Raw genomic sequence first — 21,585 nt, forward strand, 5'->3', positions numbered from 1 at the left:
ATCACAGTGCACGCTTCCTGGGTCCAGGGACCTGGGCGTCGGATTCCCGCAGGTACAAGGGGGTGGAATCCAGCAGCGCCTGTCCCGACGCAAGACGGGCCAAGGCGAACTGGCCCAAGGAAGCGGCATCCGGTTGGGTGGTGGCGAAATCTTCATTCGCCCTGAGGACGTCGGCGTACAAGCCTGCACCTGCGCCGAACACCGGCAAGTCCGGCAGTTCGGAGGCGAAGCCGACGTGCGGTCCATCCACGAGTTCCGGCAACTGGCCGCCCTTCAGGGTGTATCGCGCCCAGTAGACCTCCTTGCGTCGGGCGTCAGTGGCCACCAGGAACTCGGGGGCGGCGGCGGTGGACTCGGCCACCTCAAGGGCGATGGCATCCAGGCTCATCAGTCCGTACAGCGGCTTGTTCCAGACGAACGCCAACGTGCGGGCAGTTGCGATACCCGAGCGGAGTCCGGTGAACGGACCCGGACCCACTCCGGTGACGATCGCGTCGACGTCCGCTCCAGTGAAACCGGCGCCAGCCAGCAACTTCTCAATGCCCGGGGCAAGGACTTCGGCGTGGCTCCGGGTATCTTCGGTGGCGAAGGAATCCACCACCCCTTCCATGGCGTCGTCGGAAATCAAAGCCGCGCTGGCAACGGCGGAAGTATCAATGGCCAGGATCAGCATCAATTGCCTCCCTCGTCTGAGGTGTCCGGTTGCCCTGAGGAGTCCGGGAGTTGTGGCACGTCGGCCCAACGTGGACCGAATCCCCGGAACACAATGGTGCGGGGCTCGTCGTCATCATCGGTGTCGAAGTCCAGGACGTCACCTGCCTGGGTCGGTCTCGGCGCGCTTCCGCCACCTACCGACCTGTGCAGTTCCACTTCAAGGCGGCTTTCCGAAAGATGCTCCACCCGGTCCCGCCCCCACTCCACCACGGTGACGGCAGTGTCCATGGTGTTCTCCAGATCGATGTCGTCGATCTCCGCAGCTGAGTCCAGCCTGTACGCATCAACGTGAACCAAGTCCGGACCTCCCGGCCTGGGACCGTCCGGCAGGTTTGGATGAATCCTGACCAGCACAAAGGTAGGCGAGATGATGCCTGCGCGAACGCCAAGACCTTCACCCAGACCTTGGGTAAACGTCGTCTTGCCCGCTCCCAGTTCACCCGTCAGGACCAGAAGGTCCCCCGGTTCAAGCACCTCACCGAGCGCTGCTGCGAGCGCGTGCGTCTGCTCCGCCGTCGTGACCTTCAGCGTGCGCTCCCACAGGGGTTCGCTCACAGCGCTGCCGTTTCGGCGTCGGCGGCAACAGCAGTCTGTGACTCAGGCTTGGCGGGCATTTCGTTGACATAGCTGCGTGGTACGCGCGGGCTGATCCGCGTGACAATTTCATAGTTGTTGGTTCCCGCTGCGGCCGCCCAATCGTCCGCAGTGGGGCCGCCGTCGGCGCCGTCACCGAACATCACGGCTTCAGCTCCCCTAAGTTGCGCGGCAGCTTCCGGTGTCAGTGGTCCCAGGTCAATGACCATTTGGTCCATCGCGATCCTGCCCACAACCGGGTAATTGACGCCATTGACGCGGACCGGACCTCCGGTGCCGATCCGGGGGACGCCATCGGCGTAGCCCAGAGGCACCAGGCCCAGCGTGCTTTCTTCGCTGGTCCGGTAGTTGAGGCCGTAGGAGACGCCCTGGCCCTCGGGAACCTTCTTGCAGTTGGACAGGAGGGTTCGAACGGTCATGGCGGGATGAAGGCCAAGTTCGGCTGAGGTAGCACCTTCGAAGGGCGACAATCCATAAATACCGAGCCCCACACGGACCAGGTCGAAATGTGAGTCCGGGCGTGAGAGGGTGGCCGGAGTGTTGGCGATGTGCCGTACCTCGGTATCCACGCCCGCGTCCTCAGCCATGGCGATTGCCTCGCGGAAGACAGCGAGTTGCTCATCGGTTTCCGGCCGGTGCGGTTCATCGGCCACGGCGAGGTGCGAGAAGATACCCACCACCCGCAAGAGGCCCTGGTCCTGGTAATCCATGGCCTGGCCCAGCAACTGGTCCCAATCGGCAATCGTGCAGCCGTTGCGGCCCAGGCCTGTGTCCACCTTGAGGTGCACGCGAGCGGGCCGTTCCTGCTCGCGGGCCGCCGCAACGACGGCGTCCAGCTCCCAGCCGGAAATTCCGACGTCGATACCGGCGGCGACTGCTGCTTGGAAGTTGCTCTCACGGGTGTGCAACCACGCCAGCAACGGAGCATCAATCCCTGCGGCACGCAAGGCGAGCGCCTCGGAGATGTGCGCGACACCGAGCCAGGCGGCACCGGCGTCGAGGGCTGCACGGGCAACCTGGACAACGCCGTGGCCGTAAGCGTCCGCCTTCACCACGGCCATGACCGCCGCCGGGGAGGCCATGCCGACGAATTGACGAACGTTGTGCCGCACGGCGTCGAGGTCGATCACGGCGGAGCGTTCCAGCACCGCTGACCTTGCTATGGAGGTCTTGGATCCGATCCCGATATCTGCAGCTGCTTCGTAAGTCACCCTAGAGATTCTAGTAGTGCCGGTGAATTCGGGTTAACTGCGGTGATTCACTGCCCGCTACTGTGCGTCCGACAAATGTGCAATCGTCGCCCTTGCCCGTCGTTGGGCCTCCGCCGGGATGTCCTTCACGATCGGTTCCAGGAAGGCGAAGCGCCGCAACCACTGGCTCGACTGCCGTTCCTTCCGGGCATTCGCCCGCTGCCACCAGTCAGCAATGTCTCCCCATCCAGGTGCGGCAAGAGAGCCGCCAACCTCCTGGACAGCAAGCGAAGCGCAGAGGTTGGCGAACCTCAAACGGTCCCCCAGCCTCCACCCGGCCAGGCATCCCACAATGAAGGCTGCTCCGAAGCAGTCGCCCGCACCAGTGGGGTCGTAGGCGGACACGGGCAGGGAGGGCACCCACTCTTCTTCTCCGGTTTCCGAGTCCACGGCAACGGCACCCTGGGGGCCAAGAGTCACCACCGCCACGGGAACCCGGTCAGCCAACGAATACAAGGCTGCCCAGGGGTCCGCCTTTCCGGTGAACGCCATGGCCTCCGGGGCGTTGGGCAGGAAGGCATGGAAGTTCTCCAGTTGGTCCAGTCGCCGCTCGGACCACTCCCCCGTGGGGTCCCAGCCCACCACGCCAAAGAGCTTGGTGCCTGAGGATTTTGCCGCCAGCATCCACGGCTCCAGTTCCTCCTCCAGCTCTGCCACGGCCGCGAGCGCCTTGGGCGGTTCTCCGATCAGCTCAGAGGAACTGATCGGTGCCGGATGGCCGTGCGTCACCATGGACCTGTCCTGGTTCACACACATGGAGACCGTGACGGGCGAGTGCCATCCCGGAATGGTGCGTGACAACGAAAGGTCCACGTGTTCCTGCGTTTCCAGGATCTGCCAGTTGTAGTCGCCGTACCCATCGTCACCGAACGTTGCGGCCAGGTTGGTCCTCAAGCCCAAACGTGACGCGGCGATGGCCTGGTTGGCCACGCCGCCGGGGCAACTGCCCATGCCTTCGCTCCACACTTCGGTACCGGGTTCCGGTGAGTGCGGCAGGCCGGTAAAAATGATGTCCTGGAACACCGTTCCGGTCAGGAGAAGGTCACACTGGTGGTCCCCGTCCGAGCGAACGGCGGCAAGGGGATCAAATCGTCGCTGGGGCATGGCGTCCATGCACGGCACACTACGCTGCACCCTCGGGGCTGCATAGACTCGGAGCATGCGGCTCATGATCGCCGGTGGCGGCGGATTCCGGGTTCCCCTTGTCTACCGTGCCTTGTGCGCGGGTCCCTTCGCCGGACTGGTGGACCGTGTGGTCCTCTACGACGTCGACGCCCAGCGGCTCAGGGCCATTGACGCGGTGCTTCGGGACATGCCCACGGCGGCGGGTACACGGCCCGCGGTCGTCATTTCCACGGACCTTGCTGAGGCCTTGAGTGGCACGGACATGGTCTTCGCGGCCATCCGCCCCGGCGGAACAGCCGGCAGGATCGCCGATGAACGCATTGCCCTTGAACTCGGCCTGCTGGGCCAGGAGACAACTGGCGCCGGCGGAATCTCCTACGCGCTGCGCACCATCCCGCACATGACCAAGCTTGCCGAGGCCATGCGGAAGCATTGCCCGGACGCCTGGCTGATCAATTTCACCAACCCCGCCGGTATGGTCACCGAAGCGCTTCTACCGGTGTTGGGCCGACGCGTGATCGGTATCTGCGACTCCGCGGGCGGCTTGGTCCAGCGTGCGGCCCGCGCTGCCGGGTCGCCGCTTCCCGATGGGACGCTCGACGGCGTGGGCTACTACGGTCTGAACCACCTCGGCTGGCTTTACAGGCTGGCACCCGACGGCCGCGACCTTTTGCCGGAGTTGCTTGCCGATCCCGCGGCGATCGAATCCATGGAAGAGGGCCGGTTGTTCGGCCGTGAGCTGCTCACGAAACTCGGCTGCCTGCCCAACGAATACCTCTACTACTATTACCGGTCCTCGCAGGCCACGGCAGCAATTACCCAGCAGCGGGAAACGCGGGGGGCTTCCATCCACCACCAGCAGAGCTCGTTGTACCCCGGCTTGCTTGAGTCCACGGATGCCTATGCCCTCTGGGATGCCGCCCGCCGGTCCCGGGAGGAAGGGTACCTGGCCGAGGCCCGCACGCACGGCGAGCAACGGGATGAGGAAGACCTCGCCGGAGGTGGCTACGAGCGGGTGGCACTGTCCGTCATGCGTGCCCTCTCGGGCGGTGGGACTGCCCAACTCATCCTTAACGTTCCCAACGCGCCCGTGGTCGCTGTGGGCGACCCTGCCACAGCGGACGTGGCCGTGCCCGGGTTGCCAGCAGACGCCGTCGTCGAAGTTCCCTGCGAGGTAACGCCCGACGGCGCGTTGCCGCTTGCGCAGGAACCGCCCCGCGGGCAGTTCCTCACCCTGATGCGGCACGTCAAGGAGGTGGAGCGATTGACAATCCGCGCTGTTCGAAACGGCGAGCGCGAAGCGGCCGTCCAGGCGTTCGCGTCGCACCCCTTGGTGGGCGCGACCCCGCAGGGAAGGCAGCTGTTGGAAGGATATGAGCAGGCTTTTCCTGAGCTGCGCGGACTGTGGCGCTGAGTCCTAGAGCTTCCGGTACATCACGTGCAGGCCGACGTAGCCGATCTCCGGGTGGTTGAAGGCTTCAGGTACCGTGGCGAGGATCCGGAAACCCATGGACTGCCACAACCACACCGCACGGACGTTGCTTTCCACCACGGCGTTGTACTGCATGGCATAAAACCCTGACGCCTTGGCTGCCTCCAGTGAGTAGGCGCACAAAGCACGGGCGATGCCTTGGCCGGAGTTGTTGGCCCCTACCATGTATCCGGCGTTGGCAACATGGCTTCCACCGCCTGCTTGGTTGGCGTGGAACTCCCCCGTGCCAAGGATCCCGCCCGAGTCCTTGTTTACTGCCACGAAGGTCTGGCCGGGAGCTTCCTTGGTCCATTTGGCCCGCGCTGCTTCCTCGGAGGTGTCGCGGTCCCAGGTGAAGGTCTCACCGGCACGAATCACCGGTTCCAGGATGGACCAGATGCCGGGCCAGTCCTCAGGTGTTGCCGGGCGGATATCAAAAGTCTGTTCTTGGCTCACAGCGGACACGCTAGCAGCCTTGATCACCTGAAGGTCGCGCGCGTTGGTGTGCCAGTGGCAGGAGTAGTGTTTTCTGCAGGGCAAAAGTGAATTTGCTGTGTCTGTCAGGAGGAACGCCGTGCCATCGATCCGACGTGTGGCGTTCCTTTCGTTGCACACCTCCCCCATGGAGCAGCCCGGCGCAGGCGATGCAGGTGGCATGAACGTCTACGTGCGGGCCCTGGCCATGGCCTTGGCTGAGACCGGCGTTGAGGTGGAGATCTTCACGCGTTCCACCAAAGCGGGCCAGCCCGCCGTCGAACATCCGGGCCCCGGAGTCTGCGTCCATAACGTCATGGCGGGCCCACGCCGCAAGCTGCCCAAGGAACAACTGCCCGAACTCCTGCACCACATGGTGGAAGAGATCGACAGGATCCGGCACCAGCAACTCCACGGTCGGTACGATGCCATTCACTCCCACTACTGGGTTTCCGGCGTGGCAGGACTCGAATTGGCCGAACTGTGGGGTGTACCGCTGGTCCACACCATGCACACCATGGCCAAGGTCAAGAACCTCGTGCTGCAGTCCGGCGAGCGCCCGGAACCACGGCGCCGGGAGGAAGGCGAGCAGAGGATCGTGGATGGTGCTTCCCGCCTCGTGGCCAACACCCCTGCCGAGGCAGAGGAACTCGTGTCCCACTACGGCGCCGACCTCGACCGGATCGATGTCGCACCTCCCGGAGTGGACCTGAAAGTCTTCACGCCCTCGTTCCGGAAGAAGTCCCGGGCCAAGGTGGACGTCAGGCCGGACAGCTTCCACATCGTGTTTGCCGGCCGGATCCAGCGGCTCAAGGGACCGCAGGTCTTCGTCAAAGCCGCCGGAATCCTACGGAAGCGCCGGCCGGACATCGATCTTGAGATGACCATCCTGGGATCCCTCAGCGGGGCCAAGGACTTCAACCTCCAGCAGATCATCCATGACTGTGGACTGGACGACGTCGTCACTCACCGCCCACCCGTTGTGGCGCCGGAGCTGGCTGGCTGGTTCCGCTCCGCAGACGTGGTGGTCATGCCCTCGTTCAGCGAATCGTTCGGTCTGGTCGCTTTGGAAGCACAAGCGTGCGGGACGCCAGTGGTCGCCACCAACGTAGGTGGCCTCTCCCGTGCCGTCTCCGATGGCCGCACCGGCATCCTGGTGGACGGACATGACCCCACTGACTGGGCAGACGCCCTGGAAGATCTCTACGACGACGTCCAGACCCGTGAGGACATGGGCCGGCTGGCAGCAACCCATGCCGAATCCTTTGGGTGGCAGCGGACCGCCGCGATCACCTTGGAGAGCTACCGGGAAGCCGTTGGCGGACTCCTGGTGCCCCGGCGCTGAGCACGTCCAGGGAGTGGTGCCCGCAGGCTGGTAGATTGTCGCGCACAGCGTACGCACGCCACAAGCGTCAGCCCTGGTACGGGAACATCCAGCCGAAGGACAACGATGTCTGAAAACAAGGTCTTGAGCGATCTTGAAATTGCCCGCAACGCCGCCATCCTGCCCATTGAGGTCATCGCCGAACGCGCCGGCATCACTGTGGACGCCTTAGAGCTGTATGGGCCCCATAAGGCGAAGATCAACCCCGCCAAGCTGGTGATTCCGCCGAACAAGGCACCCGGCAAGGTGGTGCTTGTCTCGGCCATGTCCCCTACCCCTGCGGGCGAGGGGAAATCAACCACGACGGTGGGGCTCGCCGATTCGCTGGCACGGGCAGGACACAAGGTGATGATCGCCCTTCGGGAACCATCCCTGGGCCCGATCCTCGGCATGAAGGGCGGAGCCACGGGGGGAGGTTACTCCCAAGTGCTCCCCATGGACGACATCAACCTGCATTTCACCGGCGATTTCCATGCCGTAACCTCGGCCAACAACGCCCTCATGGCCTTGGTCGACAACCACATTTTCCAGGGCAACCAGTTGGGGATTGATCCGCGCCGGATGACCTTCAAGCGCGTGCTGGACATGAATGACCGCTCACTGAGGGAAGTCATCATCGGCCTCGGAGGCCCCACCCAGGGTGTGCCTCGGCAGGACGGCTTCGACATTACAGTCGCTTCGGAAATCATGGCCGTCTTTTGCCTGGCCACGGATCTTGACGATCTCCGCTCGCGGCTTGGCAGGATCACCTTTGGATACACGCACGATCGCGCACCTGTCACCGTCGCGGACCTCGGCGTCGAGGGCGCCCTCACCATGCTGCTGAAGGACGCCATCAAGCCGAACCTCGTCCAGACCATCGCCGGAACGCCCGCCTTGGTTCATGGTGGCCCGTTCGCGAACATCGCGCATGGGTGCAACTCGCTGATCGCTACCCGCACCGCGATGCAGCTTGCGGACGTCGTGGTCACCGAAGCCGGTTTCGGCGCTGACCTTGGCGCAGAAAAGTACATGGACATCAAGGCGCGCATCGCGGAGGTGGCACCGTCCGCCGTCGTAGTTGTTGCCACCATCCGCGCCCTCAAGATGCAAGGCGGGGTTCCCAAGGAACAGCTCAGCGAGCCCAACGTGGACGCGGTGGCGGCCGGAGTGGAGAACCTGAAGAGGCACGTCGGCAATGTGGCAAAGTTCGGTATCTCGCCGGTGGTCTCCATCAACAAGTTCGCCACCGACACTCCCGAGGAACTTGAGTGGCTGCTGGCTTGGTGTGCAGCGGAAGGCGTGGAGGCCGCCGTCGCCGATGTTTGGGGACGCGGCGGCGGTGGCGACGGCGGGGATGAGCTCGCTGCCAAGGTGGCAGCTGCGCTGGACGCCCCTTCCGACTTCCACCACCTTTACGCGCTGGACCTCCCGGTGGAGGACAAGATCCGGACGATTGTGCAGGAGATTTACGGGGCCGATGGCGTGGAATTCTCCGTCCCGGCCCTCAAGCGCCTCGCCGAGATCGAGAAGAATGGCTGGACGGACCTTCCCATCTGCATGGCCAAAACGCAGTACTCCTTTACGGATGACGCCTCCAGGCTGGGCGCGCCCAAGGGATTCCGGGTGCACGTCCGCGAGCTGATTCCCAAGACAGGGGCAGGTTTCATTGTTGCCCTGACCGGGGCCGTCATGACCATGCCCGGGCTGCCAAAGGAGCCCGCGGCCATGCGCATGGACGTCGACGCCGACGGCAACCCCACGGGCCTTTTCTAGCTCCCAACGCTCACTCACATCCCACCCCAAACCCACAACCCTCAGGGAGGAAGTGAGAGAGCGTCCGGACAAACGACAAGCGCCCTCCCACATGAGTGGAAGGGCGCTTGCGGAAACGTTCGGGCTTAGCGCTCGATGTCGCCGCGGATGAAGGCTTCAACCTTGTCGCGGGCGAGGTCGTCGTTGAACTGCTCCGGCGGAGACTTCATGAAGTAGCTGGAAGCGGAGAGCAGCGGGCCGCCGATGCCGCGGTCCAGGCCGATCTTGGCAGCGCGGATGGCGTCGATGATCACACCGGCTGAGTTCGGGGAGTCCCACACTTCGAGCTTGTACTCCAAGGACACCGGGGCATCGCCGAAGTTGCGGCCCTCGAGGCGGACGAAGGCCCACTTGCGGTCATCAAGCCAGGCAACGTAGTCCGACGGTCCAATGTGGACGTCGTCGGCGTGAAGTTCGGCCTCGACGTTGGAGGTGACGGCCTGGGTCTTGGAAATCTTCTTGGACTCCAGGCGGTCGCGCTCCAACATGTTCTTGAAGTCCATGTTGCCGCCGACGTTGAGCTGGTAGGTACGGTCCAGCGTGACGCCACGGTCTTCGAACAGCTTTGCCATCACACGGTGGGTGATGGTGGCGCCGATCTGGCTCTTGATGTCGTCGCCGACGATCGGGACACCGGCTTCGGTGAACTTGTCAGCCCATTCCTTGGTGCCGGCAATGAAGACAGGCAGGGCGTTGACGAACGCCACGCCGGCGTCGATGGCGCACTGAGCGTAGAACTTGGCAGCCTGGTCCGAACCAACGGGGAGGTAGCACACCATGACATCGGCCTTGGCTTCACGGAGCGCTGCGACGATGTCCACAGCTTCTTCCGGGGCCTCAACGATGGTCTCGCGGTAGTACTTGCCGAGGCCATCCAGGGTGTGGCCGCGCTGGACGGTGACGCCGGTTGCGGGAACGTCGGCGATCTTGATGGTGTTGTTTTCGCTGGCGCCGATGGCGTCGGCCAGGTCCAGTCCAACCTTCTTGCTGTCAACATCGAAAGCAGCAACGAACTGGACGTCGTTGACGTGGTACTGGCCGAACTCGACGTGCATCAGACCCGGGATCGTGGCCTTGGGGTCAGCGTCGCGATAGTACTGAACACCTTGGACCAGCGATGCGGCGCAATTTCCTACGCCGACAATGGCAACACGAATCGGATGTGAAGACACGGAACTCCTTTTGAGAACTAAACCTCAGGTGCCAGGCGCGCCGCAGGCTGAGTCCAGGGCACGACTGATTGGCACGGCGCCAGTTGGCGCACACTTGCATTGTAGCCAACACAGGAGGGGCCGGCTTTGTTCCCGGCCGGCCCCTCCTGTTTTATGTCACAGCTGTGCGGCTATTTTTGTGCCCACAGGTTGATGTCCGATTCGACGGCAAACTCGTCAATGGCCGTCAGTTCGTCCGTGGTGAACTTCAGGTTGTTGATGGCGCTGAGGGTGTCCTCAAGCTGGGCCACACTGGAAGCGCCCACCAGAGCTGACGTCACGGGTGAGCCCTTCGGCTGGTCGCGGAGGATCCAGGCAATGGCCATCTGCGCGAGTGTCTGCCCGCGGCCTTCGGCGATGGCGTTGAGGCCGCGCACGCGGTCCAGCTTGTCATCGGTCAGCGCGGATTCGGAGAGGAACCGTTCCTTGGCTGCGCGCGAATCGGCCGGCACCCCGTTGAGGTAACGGTTGGTGAGCATCCCTTGGGCCAGCGGCGAGAAAGCGATGGAACCGGCACCCACCTGGTCCAGGGCTTCGTAGAGGTTGGGCGAGCCGTTCTCGGTCCACCGGTTCAACATGGAGTAGCTGGGCTGGTGGATGAGCAGTGGCGTGCCGAGTTCCTTCAGGATCCGGGCTGCTTCCAGCGTCTGTTCCGGGGTGTAGGAGGAAATGCCGGCGTAGAGGGCCTTGCCGGACCGAACTGCGTAGTCCAGTGCCCCCATGGTCTCCTCCAGCGGCGTTTCGGGGTCCGGCCGGTGGCTGTAGAAGATGTCCACATAGTCCAAGCCCATACGTTCAAGGGATTGGTCCAGGCTGGAGATCAAATATTTGCGGGATCCCCACTCACCGTACGGGCCGGGCCACATGTAGTAGCCGGCCTTGGTGGAGATGACCAGTTCATCACGGTACGGCTTGAAGTCGTCCTTCAAGTGGCGCCCGAAGTTGGTCTCGGCCGAACCATCCGGCGGACCGTAGTTGTTGGCGAGGTCGAAGTGGGTGACGCCGAGGTCGAACGCACGGCGCAGGATGGCACGCTGTTCGTCGAAACGCTTGTCGTCGCCGAAGTTGTGCCAGAGGCCCAGGGAGATGGCGGGGAGCTTGAGTCCACTGCGTCCGACGCGGCGGTAGGGCATGGTTTCGTAGCGGTTTTCCGCAGCCGAATAAGTCATACGTACCATCCTGCCACTGTGCCAACCGGGGCGACCGCGCCGTCCGCTATGTGGGCGCCGTCACCCCGGCCTGTCGGCAGCTTTAGTTCACGCGAACGACGGCGGCGCTGGCGCCGGGAAGCGTCAGGGTGCCATCCTCCAGTACTGCTTCGTGGTCGGTAGCCAGCACCACGGAGCCGTCCAGTGGCGTCGCGAGTGCTTCGTCCCCGAAGTTGCACACCACCCTCACGCTGCCACTGCCACGGGAAAGCTGCAGCCAGTGTTCGTCGTCGAACTCCACGGACGTCTCGCCGAAGCCCCCTTCCACCAGCTCCGGCATGTTGCGGCGCAGCTGTGCTAAATCCTTGTACAGCTGCAGCAAGCGCGCATGATCTCCATCGGTGACTTCGTCCCACTTGAGTTTGGAGCGCTGGAACGTTTCCGGATCCTGGGGATCAGGAACAACGGCCGGGTCCCACCCCATACGCTCGAACTCCTTGATCCTGCCCTCGGCTGTGGCCTTCCCAAGTTCAGGCTCTGGGTGGGAGGTGAAGAACTGCCACGGGGTCGAAGCACCGAATTCCTCCCCCATGAACAGCATCGGAGTGAAAGGGGACGTCATGGTCAGCACGGCGCCGATGGCCAGTTTCCCGTACGACAACGAAGCCGTGAGCCTGTCACCAATAGCGCGGTTTCCGATTTGGTCGTGGTTTTGCAGACAAACCACCAGCGCCGATGGATGGGCCAGGTCATGCCGGATGGGCCTGCCATGGTGCCGCCCGCGGAAACTGGAGTAGCTGCCGTCGTGCAGGAATCCGTGCTCAAGGACCTTCGCCAGGACTGCGAGTGAGTCGAAGTCCGAGTAGTAGCCGGTGGTCTCCCCGCTGAGGTTGACGTGGACGGCATGGTGGAAATCGTCGCTCCATTGGCCTTCCAACCCATAGCCGTTGGCTTGGCGGGGATAAATGAGGCGAGGGTTGTTCAGGTCGGATTCCGCAATCAGGGTCCGGGTAATTCCTGTCTCGGCCTCTATCTGGTCGGCCAAGGCACCAAAGTCCTCAAGAATATGCACAGCCCGTTCGTCGCGCAGCGCATGAACGGCATCGAGTCGAAGCCCGTCCACGTGGTAGTCGCGGAGCCACATCGCAGCGTTCTCCAGGATGTAGCGGCGGACGTCATCGGAGCCGGGGCCGTCGAGGTTCACGGAGTCGCCCCAGGTGTTGCCCTCCCCTGACTTCAGATAAGGACCGAACTTAGGCAAGTAGTTGCCGCTGGGTCCGAGGTGGTTGTAGACGACATCCTGGATGACGCCCAACCCCGCAGCGTGCGCCGCATCAACGAACCGCTGGTAGGCCGCAGGCCCACCGTAGGGCTCGTGGACGGCGTACCAAAGAACGCCATCGTAGCCCCAGTTGTGCACACCGTTGAAGCCATTGACCGGCAGCAGCTCAATGAAATCGATCCCGAGGTCCACCAGGTAGTCGAGCTTCCCGGCAGCAGCATCCAGGGTTCCTTCCGGGGTGAAGGTACCCAAGTGCAGCTCGTAGATGACGGAACCCTTGAGGTTCCGCCCCTTCCAGCCGGCGTCCTTCCATTCATGGACAGAGGGATCGAAGGTTGTGGACAACCCATGGACGCCTTCGGGCTGTCGCCGCGAGCGTGGATCGGGAAAGGGCCCTTCCCCGTCCACGATGTAGCCGTAGGGAACGTTGTCGGCTCCCTGTGCCACGACGTCAGCCGGCGCACGCCACCAACCTGTGGCGGCGCCGTCGTGATGTTGTTCCATGGCGTGTTCGCGACCGTCGGCGAGCAGTCGGACCGAACCTGCGTTCGGCGCCCAAACGTCGAAAAGGTCTTTTCCAGCAGGGTGTTCCAGCATCATGCTCCCCAGTAGGTGTTCAAGAGTGACGGTGTGTGGTTCTGGAATCAGTCGGTGGGTACCAACAGCGCCACCGGGTACTGCTCCAACAACGTGGAAAGGGACACAGGACCTGCGCTGTACGTGGTTCCGGTAAGTTCATCCCGGACGCTGGTTGTGAGTTCGATGGTGGTATCCCGCCATCCTCCGTCCCCCGCGAGGCGCTTGGGCAGGCGCGTGCCCACAGTCACCGCGCCCGGAGCGTCGGCTCCCCGGTCAAACGCGATCACGTGGCCAGCGGCTTCCCCTCGGGCATCCACGGCACGGTAGCCGCCGAACAGCTCAGGGCGGTCCCGCCGAAGCCTGAGCGCCCGGGACACCACCAGAAGCTTGGCAGCTTCCTCGGTGTAAGCAGGCCTGAAGTCCTTGTCCAGTTCAGCGAGGGCCGCAATCCTGGCTTTGAAGTCCACCGGCCTGCGGTTGTCCGGATCCGTGAGCGAACCGTCCCTGAACTCCGTGCCTTGGTAGACGTCCGGGACCCCAGGCATGGTCAGCTGGACCAGTTTCGCGGACAGCGAGTTGGAGGTGCCGTACGGTTCAAGCTCGGCAACGAAGTTCTCCAAGGCGGCAGTTACCTCCGGAACGTCGAAAACGGCGTCGACGGCGGCAGCAAGGTGGCGCTCGAAGTCGAGGTCGGGGTCGGTCCAGTTGGTCGAATTGCCTGCTTCACGGGCCGCTTTCAACGCGTATGACTGGAGGCGGCCACGATCTGCAGGCCATGCACCAACGATTGACTGCCACACCAATGCGGCCAAGGGACCATCCGGGATAAGTGCGAGCTCCTGGACTGTGCCGAGGAACAGCTCCCACTCGGGGACAGCCTCGGAAATCACGGAGATCCGTGCCCGAGCGTCTTCGCTGCGCTTGGTGTCGTGCGTACTCAGCGTTGTCATCGACAACGGCAGATCAGATTGGCGGCGAACCATCCGCTCGTGGAAATCCTGCGTGGAAAGAGCAAACTCAGTGGGATCTGCCCCCACTTCGGTGAGCGTCCCGAGCCGGGTGTAGCGGAAGAACGCAGTGTCCTCAACGCCCTTGGCCATCACCATGCCGGAGGTCTGCTGGAAACGCCGGGCGAGTTCGCCCTCAGTGTCCAGCAAGTACGGCGTCAGGTCCTCCAGCACCGCCTTGAGGTCTTCGCGGTTCTCCGCCGCGCGGTTGATGGACTCCAGCAGGATCTCCCTGCCATAGGGAAGATACGTCCGGTAGATGGGGAAGCAGGATATGACTTCCGCGATGGCATCGGCCACCATATCCGGAGACAACCGGGCGGCCTCCGGCACAAGCCGCGCCAGGCGGAGGATCTCCGAGCGCAGGATGCCGTCCGCGATGCGGCGTTTGGTCCCGTGGATCATGGCGGCGTAGTCTGCCGGCTCATCCGCATCCCGCAACCTGGCATCCAGAGAATCGAGGTATTCCTCGGCATTCGGGTCCACGAACAGTCGGTCCACGTCCGCTAGGGCATCGTAGCCGGTGGTGCCTTCGCAGTCGAAGGTGTCCGGCAATGCCTCTCCCGGTTCCAGGATCTTCTCCACCAGCAGATACGCCCCGCCAGTGGCCTCGCGCAGCCGGGCAAGATAGCCTTCGGGATCTGCCAACCCGTCCGGATGGTCGATCCTGAGGCCGTCCACCAGACCTTCATGGAACCATCGGACTACCTCTTCATGCGCCTCGTCAAAGACCCAGGGGATCTCCACTCGGACGCCGGCCAAGGTATTCACGGCAAAGAAGCGGCGGTAGTTCAGTTCAGCATCCGCCCGGCGCCAGCCCACCAGCTCATAGTGCTGCCGCGCATGGACCTCCTGCGGACTGTCCCCGGCTGTGAAAGTCCCCTCGGCCAGCGGAAGCCGGTGGTCGTAGTAGTGCAGTTCTCCATCCACGATTTCGAGGTGATCCAGGTCGTCATCGCTGCCCAGGATGGGGATACGGATTTTCCCGCCACCGAAGTCCCAGTCAACGTCAAAGGCTTCCGCGTACTTGGACGCGCGTCCCTCCTTCAGGAGCTGCCACCACCAGGCGTTCTGCCCGGGCGAGGCAACGCCCATGTGGTTGGGCACGATGTCTGCCAAGATGCCCAGACCTTGCTCGCGTGCGGCCTTGGCGAGGGCGGCGAGGCCTTCGGGACCGCCGCGTGTGGGATCCACGGAGGAGGGGTCGGTGACGTCATAACCGTGGTCCGAACCCTCCTCTGCGGTGAGGATCGGCGAAACGTAGATCCAGTCGACGCCCAGGGACCGCAGGTAGCCGGTGAGCCCGGCAGCGTCCTGCAGTGTGAAGCTCGGCCGGATCTGGAGCCGGTATGTCGAGACGGGCGTCCTCACGAGTCGGCCTTCTTCGCGGAATCGGACTCATCGTCGGCCGTGGCGTCTCCCTTGTAGTCGAAGGGGAGGGACGTCACCGCAGGTGCCGTGATGGAGGCCGTTTCCGGAGTGCTCGTCTGGGTCAGCGCGGCGAGGGATGCTGCCACCGAATGGTCGGGTTCCACCTCGGGAGTGCTGTGCGCACGAAGGACCACCAAGGACTTGGCACCTACCATGAGGATCTGGTCCGGCTTGACGACACCTGCTTCGGCGCCTTCTCCCGCGGTGTCGATCATGACGTCCCAGGCCGGAGCATATTCATCGGACGGAATCCGGAAGCCAACCTCGTCCTGGTCCGCGTTGAAGTAGAGCAGGAAGTTGACGTCGGTGATGCGTCGTCCCTGGTTGTCGCGGCCGTGGATACCGTCACCGTTTAGGAACACGCCCACAGAGCGGCCCAGCGCCTCGTCCCAGTCCGAGGGACTCATGGTGCTGGCGTCAGCGTCCAACCATACGATGTCCGGGAGCCGCTCGCCTTCCCCACGCAACACCGGGCGTCCGTCAAAGAACCGGCTGCGGCGAAGGCTGGGGTGCTTGGCGCGCAGGGCGCACACGGCGGCGGTGAACTCGATCAGTGGCTGGTCCACGTTCTCCCAGTTGATCCACGTGAGTTCGGAGTCCTGGCAGTAGCCATTGTTGTTGCCGCGCTGCGTCCTGCCCAGCTCGTCTCCGTGGAGCAGCATTGGCACGCCCTGGGAGAGGAAAAGGGTGGCGATGAAGTTGCGCTGCTGGCGCGCCCGCAAACCGAGGACGGTGGGATCGTCCGTGGGTCCCTCCTCGCCGCAGTTCCATGAGCGGTTGTGGGATTCGCCGTCGTTGTTGTCTTCGCCGTTGGCCTCGTTATGTTTCTCGTTGTAGGAGACGAGGTCCGCCAGGGTGAAGCCATCGTGGGCGGTGACGAAGTTGATGGATGCCACCGGGCGCCGGCCGGAGTGTTCGTAGAGGTCCGCCGACCCGGTCAAGCGGGACGCGAATTCGCCCAGGGTGGACGGTTCCCCACGCCAGAAGTCGCGGACCGTGTCCCGGTACTGGCCATTCCATTCGGTCCACTGCGGCGGGAAGTTCCCCACCTGGTAACCGCCGGGACCAACGTCCCACGGCTCTGCGATCAGCTTTACCTGGGAAACAACCGGGTCCTGTTGGATCAGTTCGAAGAAGGTGGACAGCTTGTCCACGTCGTAGAACTCGCGGGCCAGGGTGGAGGCGAGGTCGAAACGGAACCCGTCCACGTGCATTTCGGTCACCCAGTAACGCAGGGAGTCCATCAACAGCTGGAGGGAGTGGGGGCTGCGGACATTCAGCGAGTTGCCGGTGCCGGTGTAGTCCATGTAGTACTTCTGGTCGTCTTCCACCAGGCGGTAATACGCAGAGTTGTCGATGCCTTTGAAGGACAACGTAGGTCCCAGGTGGTTGCCCTCTGCCGTGTGGTTGTACACGACGTCCAGGATGACTTCGATGCCTGCAGTGTGCAGGGCCCGGACCATGGCTTTGAAGTCCTGGACCTGCTGGCCGGTATCACCCTTGGAGCTGTAGCTGTTGTGCGGCGCGAAGAAGCCAATGGTGTTGTAGCCCCAGTAATTGTTCAACCCCTTGTCCTGCAGGATGCCGTCATTGACGAACTGGTGCACGGGCATGAGCTCAATGGCGGTGATGCCCAGCTTTTGCAGGTGGGAGATGACGGCAGGATGGGCGACGCCGGCATAGGTGCCGCGCTGTTCTTCCGGCACCTCAGGGTGCATCTGGGTCAAGCCCTTGACGTGGGCCTCATAGATCACCGACTTGTGGTACGGAATCCGAAGCAGCTTGTCCCCATCCCAGTCGAAGAATGGGTTGATGACGACGCCCAGCATCATGTGCGGAGCCGAGTCCTCATCATTGCGGGAATCCGGGTCCCCCATGTTGTAGGAGAACAGGGACGGATCCCAATCAATCTGCCGGTGGATCGCCTTGGCGTAGGGGTCCAGCAGCAGTTTGTTGGGGTTGAAGCGCTGACCGGCGTCGGGGTCGTAGTCGCCATGCACACGGTAGCCGTACTTCTGCCCGGGCTGAGCCTGCGGCAGGTAACAGTGCCACACATAGCCGTCAACCTCGGTGACATCCACGCGGACTTCCCCGCCGTCGTCGTCAAAGAGGCACAATTCCACTTTCTCGGCCTTCTCGCTAAACAGCGCGAAGTTGGTGCCGGTGCCGTCAAAGGTGGCACCCAGCGGATAAGCCGATCCAGGCCAGACTTCCATGCGTTCTCCTCTTGGTGATGCGGATAACCTGCTGCAAGCCTACTCATGTCCCCGACATTGACAGTAACCTTATGGTCTTGTTCGGTCGTATTCCGCGTTCAGCGAACCAATGACGCGCGGAACCGCCGCCATGATCGCCGACGCCGTCAGGGGTCCTCCTGCGAAATCGGCGGAAGCCAGGACGCCTGCGCGTCCGTGGACGCTCGCAGCAACGGCGGCCACAGCAGCCCAGCGGTCCTCTGGGTTCAACCCCAGCCGGGCGTACGCGCCGTCGTCCTCCTTGACTGCTTCCGCGCTCTGCGCCACCAACGCCCCGAGGACGCCCGCCAGGACGTCACCACTGCCTGCGGTGGCCATCCATGCGGTGCCTTCCGACTGACTGAAGACGACGCCCGACGGCGAGGCCACCAGTGTGGTGGCACCCTTCAGGAGGACGGTGGCCCCCGTTTTCCGGGCAGCCTGCCGTACGAAGTGCAGTGGCCGGGACTCAACGTCGTCACGGGTCACGGCCACCTCCCCGGTAGAAGGCAGTGAACCCAGCAGTGTGGCCAGTTCTCCGGCGTGTGGCGTCAGGATCCAGTGCGGAGGGCACCGGTCAGGAAGAAGGCCCAGGGCGCCGGCGTCGGCCACGACGGGCAGATCAGCGGTCAGGGCAGCTGCGGCGGCGGTCCGGGCGCGGTCGACTTGTTCCTCGCCGTCAACTCCGGAGCCCAGCAGCCACGCCTGAACGCGGCCCGGGTCCTCGGATTCCCACAGGGCTTCGGGGGTTTGCGCCAAGACCAGTCCCGCAGCGGATTCCGGACCCACGTACCTCACCATGCCGGTTCCAGCCAAGGCTGCCGCGTGGACGCTCAACACAGCAGCGCCGGCAAAACGCGGGGACCCAGCAACGACGCCAAGAACTCCTCGGGAGTATTTGTGGGCACGTCGGCCGGGTTTGGGTAACACACTGCCTAAATCCAAGGCAGTCATCCGCCGCACCTCAGGGCCTTCGGCGGACAGGAATCCTTCAATACCAATCGGTACCAGTTCAATACGTCCGGCACAGCCTTCACCGGGGTCCGTCATCAGCCCGGCTTTGATGCCGCCGAACGTCACCGTCACGTCCGCGTCCAGCACCGGCCAATGGACCTCGCCGGTGTTCGCATCCACTCCACTGGGGAGGTCGCACGCCACGACCAGCCGTGGACGCAACTCCTGGAGCGAAGCCACCAGTTCCGCGGAGTCGTCCCGCAAACCACCACGGGCGCCCGTTCCGAGCAGGGCGTCGATAACGACGTCGGCGCCTGCGCACATGACCGCGAGTTCCTCTGCGTTTCCGGGTTCCAAGCGGATAGTCCGCCCGCCGGCAGCAGTGAAAGCAGCAAGTGCTTCGGGGTGCACGTCAGCCGCGGCGAGAATCGCCGTCGTGCGCATTCCCCGGCGCGCAAGGAGAGCGGCAGCAAAAAGGCCGTCACCGCCGTTGTTTCCCTTGCCGGCAAGGACGGTGACGCCGGCTCCCGCGAGTCGGCGCCTGGCCTTCAGCTCGCGGACCACCACCTGGGCAAGGCCGTACGAAGCCCGTTGCATCAGAACAGCGCCCTCCCCGGAGTCCAGGAGCGGCTGTTCCGCATCCCTGATCTGTTGTCCGGTGAAGGCGCTGATCATTGCTTTTTAAGTTCGCTTAGCCCTCGGCGAGGACAGTCGCCGTGGCAATGCCGCCGTCGTGGCTCATGGACAGGTGCCAACGCTTGACGCCCTTGCCCTCAGCCACAGCAAGCACCGTTCCCTTGACCTGAACGGTAGGACCATTCTCGTCAAGACCAATCCAGCAGTCCTGCCAGTTCATGCCCGCCGGTGCTCCCAAGACCTTGGCCACGGCTTCCTTGGCTGCAAAACGGGCAGCCAAGGACCGCGTGTTGAGCTCCCGTTCGGCAGGAACAAACAAACGATCCCGCAAGCCAGGCGTTCGTTCCAACTGCCGACCGAACCGCTCGATGTCCACGACGTCTACGCCAATGCCAACAATCATGCGGTTATTCTACGGTGACGCTCTTGGCGAGGTTACGCGGCTGATCGACGTCGTAACCCTTCGCGCCGGCAAGTTCAGCGGCAAAGATCTGCAGCGGAACCGTGGTGAGCAGCGGCATGAGCAACGTGGGGGTCTCCGGTACGTAGAAGACCTGCTCCGCGTAATCCTTGACCGATTCGTCGCCTTCTTCAGCGATAACCAAGGTGCGTGCACCACGGGCGCGCACTTCCTGGATGTTGCTGACCACCTTGGAGTGCAGGGAGTCGCGGCCACGCGGGGACGGCACCACGACGAAGACCGGCTGGCCATCGTCGATCAAGGCGATCGGTCCATGCTTCAGCTCGCCGGCGGCGAAGCCTTCAGCGTGAATGTAGGCGATTTCCTTGAGCTTAAGGGCACCTTCGAGGGCTACGGGATAGCCAACGTGGCGGCCCAGGAACAGCACGGACTTTTCGTCCTTCATGCTGCGAGCGAGCTCGCGCAAGGGCCCGGCATTGTCCAGGATGTGCTGGATCTTGGCCGGGATCTTGTTGAGGTCCGCGAGGACGTCCTTGATCTGGCCGGAGAAGATGTTGCCGCGAAGCTGGGCCAGGTACAGGCCGAGCAAGTAGGCAGCAGTGATCTGCGCAAGGAAGGCCTTGGTGGATGCAACGGCGATTTCCGGACCAGCGTGGGTGTACAGCACGGCGTCGGATTCACGCGGGATGGTGGAACCGTTGGTGTTGCAGATGGAGATGGTCTTGGCGCCCTGCTCGCGGGCGTAACGGACCGCCATCAAGGTGTCCATGGTCTCGCCGGACTGGCTGATGGAAACAACCAGTGTGTTGGAGTCAACAATCGGATCGCGGTAGCGGAACTCGTGCGCAAGCTCCACCTCCGTGGGGATACGGCACCAGTTCTCAATGGCGTACTTGGCCACCAGGCCGGCATAAGCTGCGGTGCCGCAGGCCAGGACGATGATCTTGTCAACCTGCTTGAGGAGCTCCGGATCGATGCGGACTTCGTCAAGGGTCAGCTTGCCATCAAGGTCCGAGCGGCCCAGGAGGGTCTGCGCAACGGCGTCGGGCTGGTCGTGGATTTCCTTCTCCATAAAGGAGTTGAAGCCACCCTTTTCGGCGGAAGCCGGGTCCCAGTCAACGTGGTATTCCTTGCCCTCGGCAGGAGCGCCGAAGAAGTCGGTGATTTCCACGGAATCCGCAGTAATGGTGACGATCTGGTCCTGGCCCAGCTCAACGGCGCGACGGGTGTAGTCGATGAAGCCGGAGACGTCGGAGCCGAGGAAGTTCTCACCGTCGCCCAGGCCCACAACCAGCGGGGAGTTGCGGCGGGCGGCCACAACGACGTCGGGCTGGTCCGCGTGGACTGCCAGGAGGGTGAAGGCGCCTTCGAGGCGCTGGCATGCAAGGCGCATCGCTTCGGTGAGGTTTCCGCCGTCGCCATTGAGCTGGTTGCGGAAGATGTCGCCCACCAGCGCGGCTGCAACTTCGGTGTCGGTCTCCGACTCGAAGGTGACGCCCTTGCCCAGCAGTTCCTGCTTGAGTTCGGCAAAGTTCTCGATGATGCCGTTGTGAATGAGCGCCAGGCGACCACCGTCGGAGAGGTGCGGGTGCGCATTGCGGTCGGTGGGGCCGCCGTGGGTAGCCCAACGGGTATGGCCAATGCCGGTAAGGGATTCGGGGACTGGATTTGCTTCCAGTTCCGCGATCAGGTTGCTCAGCTTGCCGGACTTTTTACGGGACGAGATCGTCCCGTCAGCCACCACTGCGACGCCAGCGGAGTCATAGCCGCGGTACTCAAGACGGCGCAGCCCTTCCACGACGACGTCAAGGGCGCTGTGACCAGCTGCCTTGCGAGACGAATTGCCAACATAGCCTACGATTCCACACATGGGTAC

At 63.5% G+C, this 21,585-nt stretch carries 16 protein-coding genes; 3 read left to right on the forward strand and 13 right to left on the reverse strand.

Annotated features, from left to right (window positions below):
- Window position 1 precedes the first annotated feature (1 nt).
- The 4 genes from tsaB to ACR30Z_RS02335 are packed head-to-tail and all read right to left on the reverse strand — an operon-like array spanning window position 2 to window position 3,671.
- Entirely contained in the window at window positions 2-673 is a 672-nt protein-coding gene (gene tsaB / locus ACR30Z_RS02320) for a tRNA (adenosine(37)-N6)-threonylcarbamoyltransferase complex dimerization subunit type 1 TsaB (RefSeq protein WP_434371116.1), read from the reverse strand.
- On the reverse strand, window positions 673-1,269 hold the full coding sequence (tsaE, locus tag ACR30Z_RS02325; protein ID WP_144648565.1) for a tRNA (adenosine(37)-N6)-threonylcarbamoyltransferase complex ATPase subunit type 1 TsaE: 597 nt from the start codon (window positions 1,267-1,269) through the stop codon (window positions 673-675). Before tsaE ends, tsaB begins: the two co-directional genes overlap by 1 nt.
- The gene (gene alr / locus ACR30Z_RS02330; protein ID WP_144648566.1) at window positions 1,266-2,519 is read right to left on the reverse strand and encodes an alanine racemase; all 1,254 of its coding nucleotides are present in this window, start codon (window positions 2,517-2,519) and stop codon (window positions 1,266-1,268) included. Before alr ends, tsaE begins: the two co-directional genes overlap by 4 nt.
- A 57-nt stretch (window positions 2,520-2,576) precedes the next feature.
- Window positions 2,577-3,671: a carbohydrate kinase family protein gene (locus tag ACR30Z_RS02335; RefSeq protein ID WP_244296492.1), complete on the reverse strand. Its 1,095-nt coding sequence runs from the start codon at window positions 3,669-3,671 to the stop codon at window positions 2,577-2,579.
- Window positions 3,672-3,717: 46 nt separating this feature from the next.
- Here ACR30Z_RS02335 and ACR30Z_RS02340 point away from each other — a divergent pair, with 46 nt between their 5' ends.
- Window positions 3,718-5,097 carry a 6-phospho-beta-glucosidase gene (locus ACR30Z_RS02340; RefSeq protein WP_434371117.1) on the forward strand — a complete coding sequence of 460 codons (1,380 nt, stop codon included), beginning with the start codon at window positions 3,718-3,720 and terminating at the stop codon, window positions 5,095-5,097.
- Between the two features lie 3 nt (window positions 5,098-5,100).
- Here ACR30Z_RS02340 and ACR30Z_RS02345 read toward each other — a convergent pair whose 3' ends face one another.
- Window positions 5,101-5,619 carry a GNAT family N-acetyltransferase gene (locus ACR30Z_RS02345; protein ID WP_144648569.1) on the reverse strand — a complete coding sequence of 173 codons (519 nt, stop codon included), beginning with the start codon at window positions 5,617-5,619 and terminating at the stop codon, window positions 5,101-5,103.
- A 109-nt stretch (window positions 5,620-5,728) separates the two neighbouring features.
- Here ACR30Z_RS02345 and mshA point away from each other — a divergent pair, with 109 nt between their 5' ends.
- Window positions 5,729-6,973, forward strand: a complete 1,245-nt coding sequence (gene mshA / locus ACR30Z_RS02350) for a D-inositol-3-phosphate glycosyltransferase (protein WP_434371118.1) — start codon at window positions 5,729-5,731, stop codon at window positions 6,971-6,973.
- Window positions 6,974-7,078: 105 nt separating this feature from the next.
- Window positions 7,079-8,767 (forward strand): formate--tetrahydrofolate ligase, encoded by a 1,689-nt coding sequence (locus ACR30Z_RS02355; RefSeq protein ID WP_434371119.1) that lies wholly within the window; start codon window positions 7,079-7,081, stop codon window positions 8,765-8,767.
- Window positions 8,768-8,892: 125 nt separating this feature from the next.
- On the opposite strand, the gene ACR30Z_RS02360 is transcribed toward ACR30Z_RS02355, so the two are convergent.
- The 8 genes from ACR30Z_RS02360 to glmS form a co-directional block, all read right to left on the reverse strand.
- Entirely contained in the window at window positions 8,893-9,978 is a 1,086-nt protein-coding gene (locus ACR30Z_RS02360; protein ID WP_144648572.1) for an inositol-3-phosphate synthase, read from the reverse strand.
- Between the two features lie 170 nt (window positions 9,979-10,148).
- Window positions 10,149-11,186: an L-glyceraldehyde 3-phosphate reductase gene (gene mgrA / locus ACR30Z_RS02365; protein ID WP_144648573.1), complete on the reverse strand. Its 1,038-nt coding sequence runs from the start codon at window positions 11,184-11,186 to the stop codon at window positions 10,149-10,151.
- Between the two features lie 82 nt (window positions 11,187-11,268).
- Entirely contained in the window at window positions 11,269-13,044 is a 1,776-nt protein-coding gene (gene treZ, locus ACR30Z_RS02370) for a malto-oligosyltrehalose trehalohydrolase (protein WP_434371381.1), read from the reverse strand.
- A gap of 47 nt (window positions 13,045-13,091) precedes the next feature.
- On the reverse strand, window positions 13,092-15,404 hold the full coding sequence (treY, locus tag ACR30Z_RS02375; protein ID WP_434371120.1) for a malto-oligosyltrehalose synthase: 2,313 nt from the start codon (window positions 15,402-15,404) through the stop codon (window positions 13,092-13,094).
- Window positions 15,401-17,680 (reverse strand): glycogen debranching protein GlgX, encoded by a 2,280-nt coding sequence (gene glgX, locus ACR30Z_RS02380; protein ID WP_144648575.1) that lies wholly within the window; start codon window positions 17,678-17,680, stop codon window positions 15,401-15,403. The genes treY and glgX overlap by 4 nt, the downstream gene beginning before the upstream one ends.
- Before the next feature lie 69 nt (window positions 17,681-17,749).
- Window positions 17,750-19,327 carry an NAD(P)H-hydrate epimerase gene (locus ACR30Z_RS02385; protein WP_434371121.1) on the reverse strand — a complete coding sequence of 526 codons (1,578 nt, stop codon included), beginning with the start codon at window positions 19,325-19,327 and terminating at the stop codon, window positions 17,750-17,752.
- A gap of 16 nt (window positions 19,328-19,343) precedes the next feature.
- Window positions 19,344-19,691 carry a holo-ACP synthase gene (locus tag ACR30Z_RS02390; RefSeq protein ID WP_144648576.1) on the reverse strand — a complete coding sequence of 116 codons (348 nt, stop codon included), beginning with the start codon at window positions 19,689-19,691 and terminating at the stop codon, window positions 19,344-19,346.
- 4 nt (window positions 19,692-19,695) lie between these two features.
- A complete protein-coding gene (glmS, locus tag ACR30Z_RS02395) occupies window positions 19,696-21,579 on the reverse strand; it encodes a glutamine--fructose-6-phosphate transaminase (isomerizing) (protein WP_144648577.1) in 1,884 nt (627 codons plus the stop codon).
- Window positions 21,580-21,585: the final 6 nt, after the last annotated feature.

The organism is Paenarthrobacter sp. FR1, from assembly GCF_051106045.1.
GTDB lineage: Bacteria > Actinomycetota > Actinomycetes > Actinomycetales > Micrococcaceae > Arthrobacter > Arthrobacter nitroguajacolicus_A.